We start from the raw sequence: 11,485 nt of genomic DNA on the forward strand, positions 1-11,485 counted from the left end.
CGTTCGATCACGACCCACCACAAGATCAACGACCAGACGCCCCCTGGCGCGCCACCCGGTAGCGGAGGTAGACGACCTTCGAGCTGAAGGTGCGGGTATCGACGAGTTCGAGATCCACCCGGCGCTCGTGCTGGGGAAAGAAGGCAATGCCACCGCCGACGAGCACCGGGTGGACCATGAGCTGGTACTCGTCGATCAGATCCGACGCGGCCGCCTCGGCGGCGAGCGTCGCGCCGCCGATCGCGATGTCGCCGTCACCCGGCTCGGCTCGCAACCGCTCGATCTCCTCCGCCACACCACCGGAGGCCAGGCGGGCATTGCCCTCCACCGCCGACAGCGTGGTGGAGAACACCACCTTGGGGAGCGGATTCCAGAGCGAGGCCCACTCGCGCATGGAGTCGTCGAGCGAGGGATCCTGGTCGGCGGTCTCCCAGTACAGCATCGTCTCGTACAGCCGTCGTCCCAACAGATGCACGCCGACCCCTCGGATCTCGTCGATCCAGAAGCGAAAAACCTCCTCGTCGGGGGCCGTCCAGTCGAAGCCGCCGTCCGGCCCGACGATGTAGCCATCGAGCGAGACGCCCATCGAATAGGTCACGCGGCGCATCAGCAATCCTCCTCGGTATCGGGTTCAACAGAACTACCGCCGGACACCGCAGGGCTCATCGCCGCTCGCGGAACCCCCCTCGGCCAGGAGTTCCTTCCAGGCATGGCTGTCCCGCCGTGCACCGACGGCGCGCTCGGGGGTTCGGCAGAGCGGGGAGTCGTCGTCCACCCTCCACATGATGCGACCGCGCGCGTTGATTCGCGCCTGGAGCTTGGTGAGCGGCCCCGGTCACCGGCGCAAGAGGGCCACCCCCGCGCTCGCGCCGCTCGCGAGGCCGAAGAGGGCGACGGTGTCACCGCGGGTCAGGCGGCGGTCGTGGACGGCCCGGGCCAGTTGGAGGGGGAGGGTGGCCGCGGCCGCGTTTCCGGTGGGAGAAGGTCGGGAGCGCCTCGGAATCCACGTGGAGCCCGTGAGGACGGCCGGGGGCGTGGTACTGGTCGTAGAGGGTCGCGGCGGGCCAGCCCGAGGAGTCGGCCAGGAACACGGAGGCGGTGTTCCGGGGTCGGTCGAGGCCCCGGCCAGGAGAGCCACGCCGAGCTCGGCGCCCGTCAGGGACGTCAGACCGGTACGGATCCTCTCCCGCGTGAGGTCCCAGCGGCACGGTGCCGGAACCGGGGCACTGCCCTGGACGGCGGCCGCCCTGCTCGCCGCGGCCGTCCTGACGGCCGCCCTTGCCCGCCGCAACGGCTTTCCCCCGCCGACTGAGCAGGCCCGGCCGACGTCCCGAGGCGGTGGCCACGTTCGAACGGGCCTGGAAACCTCGTGGAGTCACGGCCGGCGGGCGTAGCAGAAGAGGTGCTCCTCCGGGCCCGCCCGCTCGTCGTCCGGCTGGAAGACCGACACGGCGTGGTGGAGTACGTCGAGCCCGCATTCCTCCCGGAGCCGCCGCACGTACTCCTCCGCCGAGAAGCTGGAGACCCGGGCCCGGCGGCCCATCCACTCGATCTCGACGCCCTCCACGTCCGCCGGGACGGTCGCCGTCACGAGATAGCCGCCGGGTGCCAGCCAGCCGGCCATCCGCTCCAGCGCGGCGGACGCCTCCGCCCGCGTCATCATCAGCAGGGGGAAGAAGCCGCACACCGCGTCGAAGCTCCCCCGGGGCGCGTCGAACTCGTGGACGCCGCACTGCTCGAACCGGGCCCCGGGCACCTGCTCACGGGCCAGCTCGACCATGGTCCGCGACACGTCGATCCCCGTCACGTCGTGGCCCGACCGGACCAGCCGCTCGGCGACCGGTCGGCCCGTGCCGCTGCCGACGTCCAGCACCCGGGCCTTCCCGCTGAGCCGTTCGGTGAGCCAGTCGACCGCCGCCAGCTGCGCCGGGAGGTGCCCGAAGGCCCGTTCGTAGGTGATGCCCAGGCCGTCGAACAGCTCAGCCGCCGACAGCGCCTCCTCGGAACCGTCTTCCCGCACTCTGCCCCCGTTCCCGGACTCGGGCCGGCTCCGGCCCCACAGGCCGACTACCCCTCCTCGTTCCCTTCAACTCGTGGAACGGGCAGGCGTTCGGGCGGAGTCACCCGGCCGGTCAGTCGCGCTCGGCGGCCTTGTCGAGCTCCTCGTCGAGGGCCATCGCGGCGGTGATCAGGGCCAGGTGGGTGAACGCCTGGGGGAAGTTGCCGAGCTGTTCGCCGGTCGGGCCGATCTCCTCGGCGAAGAGTCCTACGTGGTTGGCGTAGGTGAGCATCTTGTCCATCGCGTATCGGGCCTCTCCCAGGCGGCCCGCCCGAGCCAGCGCTTCGACGTAGAGGAAGGTGCACAGCGAGAACGTCCCCTCGGAGCCGCGCAGCCCGTCGGGGGACGCCTCGGGGTTGTAGCGGTAGACGAGGCTGTCCGTGACGAGCTCGCGGTCCATGGCGTCGAGGGTGGACAGCCACGAGGGCGCCTTCGGGGAGATGAAGCCGACGAGGGGCATGAGCAGCAGGGACGCGTCGAGCACGTCGCTCCCGTAGTGCTGGACGAACGCCCCACGCTCCGCATTCCACCCGCGCTCCATCACCTGGACCAGGATCGCGTCGCGCTGCGCGGTCCAGCGGGCCAGATCGGCGGGACGGGCGTACTGCGTGGCGAGGCGGATCCCGCGGTCGAGGGCCACCCAGCACATGACCCGGCTGTACGTGAAGTCCTTGCGGCCGCCGCGGGTCTCCCAGATGCCCTCGTCGGGGCGGTCCCAGCTGCCGGCGAGCCAGTCGAGGAGTGCGGCGAACCCCTTCCACCCCTCGTAGCCGGCCACTTCGGCGAGGTCCCGTGAGTGGGTCGTGGCGTAGGCGAACTCGCCGTAGATGTCGAGCTGCAGTTGGTCGGCGGCTCCGTTCCCCGCCCGTACGGGGTAGGAGTCGCGGTAGCCGGACAGATGTTCCAGAAGCTCCTCGGAGAGATGGGGATCGCCGTCGACGCGGTACATGATCTGCATCGGCTCCGCGCCGGGCGGGCGCGGTGCGCGGAAGCGGTCGCCGAGCCAGCGGCGGAAGGCGTCGGCCTCGTCGACGTAGCCGAGATCGAGCAGCACGCGCACCGAAAGGGACGCGTCACGGATCCAGGTGTAGCGGTAGTCCCAGTTCCGCTCACCGCCGATCTGTTCGGGGAGACCCATCGTGGCGGCGGCGATCGGCGCGCCCGACGGTGCGTAGATGAGCAGCTTGAGGGTGATGGCCGAGCGGTTGACCATCTGCTGCCAGCGGCCCCGGTAGCGGCACCTGCGGATCCACCGGTGCCAGAAGACGCGGCTCTCCTCCATGGCCGCCCGCAGGGCCTCTTCGGTGCACGGCTCGGGGGCGGCGGCGCCCGGTGCGGAGGTCTCCAGGACGATGCCGGCGATCTGGCCCTGCCGGAGGGTGACGGTGGCACGGGCGTCCTGGCCGTCGCCGTCCAGGGGGACGCTGCTCGACAGGTGGACGTCGAGGTCGGGGCCGTGGAAGGTGGCGGTGTTCCCATCGACCTCGAGGGTGTGCGGTGCGCGCCCGTAGTCGAAGCGTGGTCGGCACCGCACGTCGAAGGTGAGGGTCCCGCGCACCACGCGCAGGGCCCGCACCAGGCGGTGCCGGTCGGTGGGTACGTCGGGCCGGTCGCTCACCGCCATGAAGTCGACCACCTCGCCCACCCCCTCCGGAGTGAGGAACCTGGTGATCAGGACGGCGGTGTCGGGCAGATAGAGCTGCCGGACGGTCACGTCGTCGAGGGCGGGGGCGATGGTGAAGTCCCCGCCCCGCTCCTGGTCGAGGAGCGAGGCGAAGATGCTCGGCGAGTCGAACCGTGGTGCGCAGAACCAGTCGACGGCGCCATCGGCGGAGACCAGGGCGGCGGTCTGCAGGTCGCCGATCAGTCCGTGGCTTGCGATCGGGGGGTACTCGGGCACGAGCGACCTCGATTCTCCTGCGGCTCCGGGCCTTCGGTGCCACTCCTCCGGTCCAAGCAACCGGCCGGCCGCCGCCCGGGCAAGGCGAAGGGGCCGACCGGGTGAGCCAGGCCCACACCAGGTGAACCGGGCTCACGGTCTGAACCGGCCCGTCCGGCCTCAGCCGGTGGCCGCCAGCAGGTTGCCCGCGATCATCAGGACGACGCCGAGCCGGTGCACGGCGAAGCCGGTGCGGCGGGCCCGCATGATGTCGCCGCTCCGGAATCCGAGCAGGTACTGCCGCAGCCGGAGCAGTGAGGCGGGCAGCATCAGCAGGACGAACCACCAGGGGGCGATGCCCACCGCGCTCGCGGTGGCGATCGTCAGGAACTCGCCGAAGGACAGCGCGCCGATGAACCGGGCGTTGCCGCGCTCCGAGACCAGGGCGGCGACGGTGGGACGGCCCACCGAGCGGTCGCCGTCGACGTCGTTGGTGTTGGAGTAGACCCCGAACATCAGCGGGCCGAACCCGAAGAGGACGGCCTGGACCAGGAGGAAACCGGTGGCCCGGCCGGTGACCATGCCGTAGGGGAGGATGACGAGGGCGAATCCCAGGGCGACGAGGTAGATCTCCTGGAAGCCGTGGTAGCTGAGCTTGACGCCGTAGGAGTACTGGAGCGTCACCACCCACAGGACGACGAGCCCGATCGCGGTCCAGGCCGGGCGGTGCGGGGCGAGGAAGGCGGTCACCCCGAACAGGAGGGCTGCCAGGACGGCGCTGGCCCAGGCGAACCGCAGGGCTTCGGACACCGTCAGTGTGCCGGCGACCAGTGGCTTGCGCTGCACGTTGCGCAGCGGGTGGTCGGGGCCGTAGTTGGTGATGTCGCTGCCGTCGCGGAAGCCCGTGACGTCGTCGAAGGCGGTCATCGCCATCAGCAGGAAGATCTGCCCGACGAGGAAGACGCCGAAGAGCGCGGCGGTGCGGCCGGTGAGCGTGCCGGCGGGCAGCAGGACGGCGGACAGGGCGATGAAGGTGCCCAGGTAGTAGTCGTAGACGTCCAGCTTGCCGAGCCGCGCGTAGGTCTTGAGCTTGCTGTCGGTACGAGGCGGGGGCGCGGGCCGCTCGGCGGGCGCGGTGGTCGTCGTGAGTGTGGAGTCGGTCATGTCGCCTCGGTGCTCGGGGTGCTGTCTCGGGTGGTGCCGCCGGGCACGACGGGAGTGCCGTCGACGGCGGGGGTTCGGAGAGGGCGGCGGCCCTGCACGGCGGGGGTGCCGTCGACGCTGGGGGTACGAAGGGGGCGGTGGCCCTGCACGGCCGGAGTGTCGTCGACGGCAGTGGTACGGAGAGGGCGGCGGCCCTGCACGGAGTAGAGGACGCCCGTCGCGGCGGCGAACTCCGGGGCGCGCATCATCGCGCCGAGCCGGTCCAGTTCCGCGCGGGTGAAGCCGCTGTCGAGGAGCCGGGGGGCGAGGTGCGCGAGATGGTGGAGCTGCAGGCCGAGCGCGGGCGTACCAGGGGCGCGCAGCAGGACGTGCGGCCGGATGCGGAGGCCGGTCAGGCCCGCCTCGCGCAGAGCGGCCGCCGCTCGGCGGCCCCAGGTGGGATCGCCCCCGCCCGCGCGCATCAGCTCCGCCTTGGCCGTGGTGAACCGCTCGTACAGACGGGCGTCCTCGGGAGTGGGCGCGAGGAGACAGGGTTCGTGTCCGGCGTCGAACTCGTCGACCTGGAGGAGCCCGCCGGGCACGAGCGCGTCGGCCAGCCGCCGCAGGACCGCCTGCCGCTCGGGGAGGTGCTGGAGGACCAGGCGGGCGACGACGATGTCGTACGCGCCCTCGGGCAGCGGGTCCGTGACGACGTCGTGGGTGAGGACGGTCAGTCCGGGTTCCGGCGCGATCCGGCCCGGCTTGATGTCGGTGGCGGTGACGGTGCCGCCGGGTGAGACGAGTCCGAGCAGGCCGCGCGAGACGCTGCCCGCGCCGGCCCCGATCTCCAGGCAGTGCATGCCGCGGGCCACCCCCGCGTCCCGGAGGTGACCGAGCGTCAGCGGGTCGAGGGCTCCTTCGAGGGAGGCGTGGTGGTGGGCGCTGTGCGGGCTGTCGTTGTCGAAGGCGTAGCCGCTCGGGGCTGTGGTGGCCCGGGGCGGCGCGGGCGGGCTCCCGGTCATGTCCATCGGCCGGTGCCGCAGGTCTCCGTGCTGCCCGTCAGCTGTTCGAGGAGGGCCGTGCGCCGGACCTTCCCGGTGCCGGTGCGCGGGACCTCGTCCCAGCCGACCACGACGGGTTCGGCGAGCGCCGGGAGGTCCTCCGCGGCCCGCTTCCAGCTCGCGGGATCCAGCGTGCCGTCCTCCGTGACCACGACGGGCAGCGGGTCGGCGTCGGTCCGGGCGAGGACGACGCACTCCAGGGCCTCGGGCAGCCGGTCCTCCAGCATGTCCTCGGCCTCCAGGCAGCTGAACCCGGGGAGGTGGTCGACCTCCCGGTCGAGGAGCCGGACGCTTCCGTCGCGGGCGATGGTCGCGATGTCCCCGGTGTTCCACCAGGAGCCGTGCCGCTTGGACGTCCAGCGCTCCCGCTCGCCGACGTAGTCGGGGGCGAGCGCCCGGGTGCGGCAGAGGATCAGTCCGGGCGTGCCGGTGGGCACCGGGAGGAAGGTGACGGGGTCGACGGCCTTCAGACGGGTCTTCAGGGGGACGGGACGGCCGAGGTCGCGCACGGTGGTCGCGGCGCCGTCGGCGGTCCTGGCGACGGAGCGGCGGGTGTGGAAGGCGAAGGTCAGCGGGCCGGTCTCGCTCTGGCCCCAGCCCTGCATCCACAACGGCCGGCGCCGTGAACTGGCCTGGAGGTAGGACCGGATGACCGGGGGGTGCACGGCGTCGTAGGTGCTGATGTAGGTCCGTACGTCCTGGAAGGGGTTGTCCAGGCGTCGGGTCAGCGGGCGCAGCCGTACGAAGCGGGAGGGCAGCGCCTCGACGACGGTGGGCGGATGGGCGCGCAGCAGCAGGTCGGCCGTCTCGGGCCGTCCCTCGGAGGCGAGGGAGATGTGCCGGGGCGCGCGGACGGGGGCGACGGCAGTCCAGCAGATGGTGCGGCCGTGGGCGTAGGAGCTGGCGTTGAAGAGGGAGTCGTCGCGGCGCAGGCCGATGCGCGGCGTCGGCAGGGTCTCGAACCGGGCCAGGTGGTGGATCAGGGTGCGGGTGGTGTGGGAGACCAGTTTCGGTACGCCGGTGGTGCCGCTGGTGTGGACGACGACCAGGGGGGCGTCGTCGTCGCGGGGGTGCGGTCCGGGGTCGGGGTGCCCGCTCAGGTCGTCGAGGTGCACGGTGCCGGGCGGGAGGTCGCCGCGGGGGCCGAGGACGATGGTGGTGCGGGCCGTCCCCGTGAGGTCCACCGCCGGGTCACGGCCGAGTACGTCGAGGTCGGTGACCAGGACGCGGGGGGCGCAGCGGTCCAGGAGAACGCGCAGGACCTCGGGTGCGAGGTGGTCGGAGAGCTTCACGGGGACGGCGCCGGTGCGGACCGCGGCGCAGGCGATCAGGTCGTAGTCCCAGTGGTTCGCCTTGACGATCGCGACGCGTTCGCCGGGGCCGGCCCCGGCGGCGGCGAGCGCGCCGGCGGTCTCGCGGACCAGCAGGGCGAGTTCGGGGACGGTCCAGTCGGTGGCGCCTGCGCCGCCCGGGGAGGGGGCGAGGTCGAAGGGGCGGTCGAGGTGGTAGCGGGTGGGGGCTCCGGCGTCGGCGAGTTCGTCGAAGAGGACGCCCAGGTCGTGGGGGGTCATGCGGCGGTCTCCTGCCGGACGGTGCGGCCCCGGCGCGGGGCGAGGTGGGCGAGGACGCGGGCGGCGGCGAGGGCGCCCGAGCGGGCGGCGCCCTCGCTGGAGGGCCGGGCGGCCACCCAGTCCCCGGCGTATTCGACGGCGCGCGCGGGGCGGCGCAGGAAGGGGGCGCGCAGTGCGAGGGCGCGGGGGGTGATCTCGGGCATGGCCTGCGGCCAGTGGTGCACATGGGTCGCGGTGAGGGCCGCGCCGAGGCCGGGTACGTAGCGTTCGGCGGCGGCGACGAGCAGGCGGGCGGCCTCGTCCTCGCCCGCCTCGACGAGTTCGGGGATGCGGCGCGGGGAGGCGAGCAGGCTGACCAGGCCACGGCCCGCCGGGGCCCGGTCGGGGCACTTGATGTGGTCCGCGATGACGCAGGACAGCAGTGGTTCCTCGCATGCGGGGGTGAGCAGTGCGTAGGAGCCGCCGCGCGGGGCGAGCGGCCGGTCGAGGGCGCAGCTGACCTTGTACATGGGCCGGTAGGTGGAGGCGGCCGGGTAGCCGCTGTCGGCCGGGTCGGCGCCTCCGGTGAGCCGCAGGGCGACCGGTGCGGGCACGGCGAGGACGACCGCGCGGGCGGTGAGGGTGGCGCCGTCGAAGGTGAGCCGGGCGTGGTCGCCGTGGTCGGTGACCTCCTCGACCTGGTGGCCGTAGCGGACCTGGAGTCCTGCGGCCAGGCGGGTGGCGAGCAGGTCCATGCCGCCCCGGTAGGTGCGCCAGGCGGAGACCGGCCCGACGGCGAGGAGCAGGCCGACCAGGGGCGCCGCGGCGCTGCGTTCGGCGTCCCAGCCGAAGAAGGCGGCGGTCAGCGGCTGGAACAGGTGGTCGTGGAGGTCGGGGTGGTAGCGGCGCGCGGCGGCGGCGACGGTGTCGGCGCCGAGCGGGGTGTCCTCGGGGTGGTCGTGGTCGAGGGCGGCACGGTGGCGTCCGCTCCAGCCGAGGAACCGGGCCAGTGAGGGCCGGGCGGCGGGCACGAGTCCGGCGCCGGTGAGGACTGCGCGGGGTTCGCCGACGCCGTTGTGGGGCCGTCCGTCGCGCCAGACGGCCATGGGGCGGCCGATGCGGGGTACGTCGTCGGGGGTGAGGCCGGCCCGGCGCACCAGCTGCCAGGTGGCGCGGTAGCCCTGGGCGGAGATCTGTTCGGCCCCGGTGTCGATGACGTAGCCGTCGCGGCGGAGGCTGCGCATCCGGCCGCCGGGGGCGTCGGCGGCCTCGAAGACGCACACCTCGTGGCCGTTGCGGCGGAGTTCGTGGGCGGCGGCGAGGCCGGCGAGTCCGGAGCCGACGACGGCGATGTCGAGATCAGGGGTCATGCGGGGGTACTCCGTGCGGGGCTGGGGACGGTGACGCGGTCGGTCCGGGGCGGTGCGGTCACCGGTGGGTGCGCAGGGCGTGGGCGCGGACGGCGCCGGTGACGTGCTCGACCTGGGCGTCGGTGAGCCGGTGGTGGACGGGCAGGGACAGGTGCCGACGGGCGGCCTCGCGGGCGTGCGGCCAGTCGGGGCCGGGCCGGCCGGCGGCGACGGGGGCGAAGGCGGCCTGGTCGGGGAGTGTCTTGGGGTAGTAGACGTGGGTGTCGACGCCCTCGGCGGAGAGGTGGTCGCGCAGGGCGTCCCGGTCGTCGGCGAGCAGGGTGTAGACGTAGTAGCAGCGGCCGTCGGTGCCCGGGGGCGGGGTGGTGATGCCGGGCAGGTCTGCGAGGTGTTCGGTGTAGTGGGCGGCGATCCGCGCCCGGCGGTCCAGGCGGGCGGTGAGGCCGGACAGCCGGTGCAGCTGGAAGGCGGCCTGGATCTCGTCGAAGCGGCTGTTGACGCCGATGGTGTGGTGCAGGCCGCGCCGGATGCCGTCCTGGCCGTGGTTGCGGAGCATCCGGACCCGGCGGCCGGTGTCCTCGTCCCGTGTGACGACGGCGCCGCCTTCTCCGGGCATGCCGAAGGACTTGACCTGGACGAAGGAGTAGAGCCCGGCGTCTCCCCAGAGTCCGGCGGGGGTGCCGTCGAGGACTGCGCCCTGGGCCACGGCGGAGTCCTCGACCAGGCGCAGTCCCCCGTCGGCGGCCAGGGCGGCGAAGCGGGGCATGTCCGCCATGACGGAGAACATGTGGGCCGGCATCAGTGCCTTGGTCCGTGGGGTGATCCGGCCCTGCGCGTCGGCGGGGTCGAGGGTGAACGTGCGGGGGTCGATGTCGCCGAAGACGGGGACGGCGCCGGTGTGCAGGACGGCTGCGGCGAGCGGGGCGCAGCCGAAGGCGGGGACCACGACCTCGTCTCCGGGGCCGATGCCGAGGGCGGTGAGGATCAGATGGAGGGCGGAGGTGCCGCTGGAGCAGGCGACCACGTCGCCGGCGCCGAGCCGGTCGCGCAGGGCGTCCTCGAAGCGGCGGGTGTGGTCGCCGAGGATGAACTTCTGGTCCGCGCCGGTGCCGATCTCGTGGAGGAGCCGCAGGAGGGTGTCCCGGTCCTCGTGGAACAGGTCGGGCGGGAAGAAGGGGACGCGGTCGCCGGTGGCGGCGGTGGGGTCCGTGCCCCGGTCGCTGGTGGTGGTCATGCGGGCACCTTCCCGGTGTGGAAGGCGCGGACGGCCGCGCAGACGCGGTCCACCTCGGCCTCGGTGAGATCGGCGTACAGCGGCAGGGCGAGGGCGCGGCGGGAGGCGGCCTCGGCGACGGGGAAGTCGCCGGGCCGGTGGCCGAGTTCCTCGAAGCAGGGCTGGAGGTGGAGGGGCCGGGGGTAGTACGTCTCGGTGCCGATCCCCTGGTCCTGGAGGTGGGCGGCGAGTTCGTCGCGCCGGTCGGTCTCGATCAGGTAGACGTAGAAGACCTCGTCGGGGGCGCCCGTGATCGCGGGCAGCCGGGTGATGCCGGGCGACCCCCGCAGCCCTTCGTCGTAACGGCGGGCCAGCCCGGCCCGGTGCCGGATGTCCTCGTCGAGCACCGTCAGTTTGGCGAGCAGGACGGCGGCCTGGAGGTCGTCCATCTTGCTGTTGTGGCCGACGTACAGCGTCTCGTTGGAGATGCCCGGGAAGTGGGCGAGGGTGCGCCCCGTCCGGCCGTGGTGCCGCAGCGCGGCCACGTGGTCGGCGAGGTCCGGGGCGTCGGTGAGGACGGCCCCGGCGTCGCCGAGCGCGCCGAGTGTCTTGCTCGGGAAGAACGACAGCACCCCGCCGAGTCCGTGCAGACCGGCGTGGATGCCGTTCTGCCGCATGCCGATGCCCTCGGCGCTGTCCTCGAGGAGTGAGAGACCCCGGTCGGCGGCGAACGCGGAGAGCGCCGCCATGTCGGCCATCCGGGAGAAGAGGTGCACCGGCAGCATGAACCGGGCGCCCTCCGCCGCCTCGGCCCCGATCCCGTCGGGGTGCATGGCGTACGTGTCGGGGTCGATGTCGGTGAAGACGGGCTGCCCGCCGGCCAGGACGACGGAGCTGGCGGTGGCGACGAAGGAGTACGCGGGGACCAGGACCCGGTCGCCGGGGCGCAGCCCGCACGCCTGCAGGAGCAGTACCAGAGCGTCGGTCCCGCTGTTCACCCCGATCACGTGGCGGGCCCCGGTGTACTGCGCGAGGGCCTTTTCCAGACAGCCGACCTGACGGGAATGCGAGAACTTGCCGTCGGCGAAAATCTCGTCCACTCCGGCCCGGAGGTCCGGCCAGATCTTTTCGAACGTCTTGGCCTGGGAGAAAAAGGGAATGCTGGATGTCGTCACGGAAACAATTCTTCTCGGCCGGCGCATCGCCGACA

General features: G+C 73.1%; 10 protein-coding genes. All 10 read right to left on the reverse strand.

Going from position 1 to position 11,485, the window contains the following annotated elements; all coding sequences use genetic code 11:
- Window positions 1-25: 25 nt before the first annotated feature.
- Window positions 26-607: a dihydrofolate reductase family protein gene (locus ACN9M0_RS00795; protein WP_426402884.1), complete on the reverse strand. Its 582-nt coding sequence runs from the start codon at window positions 605-607 to the stop codon at window positions 26-28.
- A gap of 228 nt (window positions 608-835) precedes the next feature.
- A complete protein-coding gene (locus ACN9M0_RS00800; RefSeq protein ID WP_426405264.1) occupies window positions 836-1,138 on the reverse strand; it encodes a 3-oxoacyl-[acyl-carrier-protein] synthase III C-terminal domain-containing protein in 303 nt (100 codons plus the stop codon).
- Window positions 1,139-1,375: 237 nt separating this feature from the next.
- On the reverse strand, window positions 1,376-2,020 hold the full coding sequence (locus ACN9M0_RS00805) for a class I SAM-dependent methyltransferase (protein WP_426402885.1): 645 nt from the start codon (window positions 2,018-2,020) through the stop codon (window positions 1,376-1,378).
- 112 nt (window positions 2,021-2,132) lie between these two features.
- Window positions 2,133-3,959 (reverse strand): glycoside hydrolase family 15 protein, encoded by a 1,827-nt coding sequence (locus tag ACN9M0_RS00810; protein ID WP_426402886.1) that lies wholly within the window; start codon window positions 3,957-3,959, stop codon window positions 2,133-2,135.
- 159 nt (window positions 3,960-4,118) lie between these two features.
- Window positions 4,119-5,102: a UbiA family prenyltransferase gene (locus ACN9M0_RS00815; protein WP_426402887.1), complete on the reverse strand. Its 984-nt coding sequence runs from the start codon at window positions 5,100-5,102 to the stop codon at window positions 4,119-4,121.
- On the reverse strand, window positions 5,099-6,103 hold the full coding sequence (locus ACN9M0_RS00820; RefSeq protein WP_426402888.1) for a class I SAM-dependent methyltransferase: 1,005 nt from the start codon (window positions 6,101-6,103) through the stop codon (window positions 5,099-5,101). Before ACN9M0_RS00820 ends, ACN9M0_RS00815 begins: the two co-directional genes overlap by 4 nt.
- A complete protein-coding gene (locus tag ACN9M0_RS00825) occupies window positions 6,100-7,713 on the reverse strand; it encodes an AMP-binding protein (protein WP_426402889.1) in 1,614 nt (537 codons plus the stop codon). Before ACN9M0_RS00825 ends, ACN9M0_RS00820 begins: the two co-directional genes overlap by 4 nt.
- Window positions 7,710-9,062: a protoporphyrinogen/coproporphyrinogen oxidase gene (locus ACN9M0_RS00830; RefSeq protein WP_426402890.1), complete on the reverse strand. Its 1,353-nt coding sequence runs from the start codon at window positions 9,060-9,062 to the stop codon at window positions 7,710-7,712. Before ACN9M0_RS00830 ends, ACN9M0_RS00825 begins: the two co-directional genes overlap by 4 nt.
- Window positions 9,063-9,120: 58 nt before the next feature.
- The gene (locus ACN9M0_RS00835) at window positions 9,121-10,296 is read right to left on the reverse strand and encodes a DegT/DnrJ/EryC1/StrS family aminotransferase (RefSeq protein WP_426402891.1); all 1,176 of its coding nucleotides are present in this window, start codon (window positions 10,294-10,296) and stop codon (window positions 9,121-9,123) included.
- Window positions 10,293-11,450, reverse strand: a complete 1,158-nt coding sequence (locus ACN9M0_RS00840) for a DegT/DnrJ/EryC1/StrS family aminotransferase (protein ID WP_426402892.1) — start codon at window positions 11,448-11,450, stop codon at window positions 10,293-10,295. Before ACN9M0_RS00840 ends, ACN9M0_RS00835 begins: the two co-directional genes overlap by 4 nt.
- Window positions 11,451-11,485 lie beyond the last annotated feature (35 nt).

It is taken from the genome of Streptomyces sp. R-07 (assembly GCF_049913175.1).
In the GTDB taxonomy this organism is placed as follows: domain Bacteria; phylum Actinomycetota; class Actinomycetes; order Streptomycetales; family Streptomycetaceae; genus Streptomyces.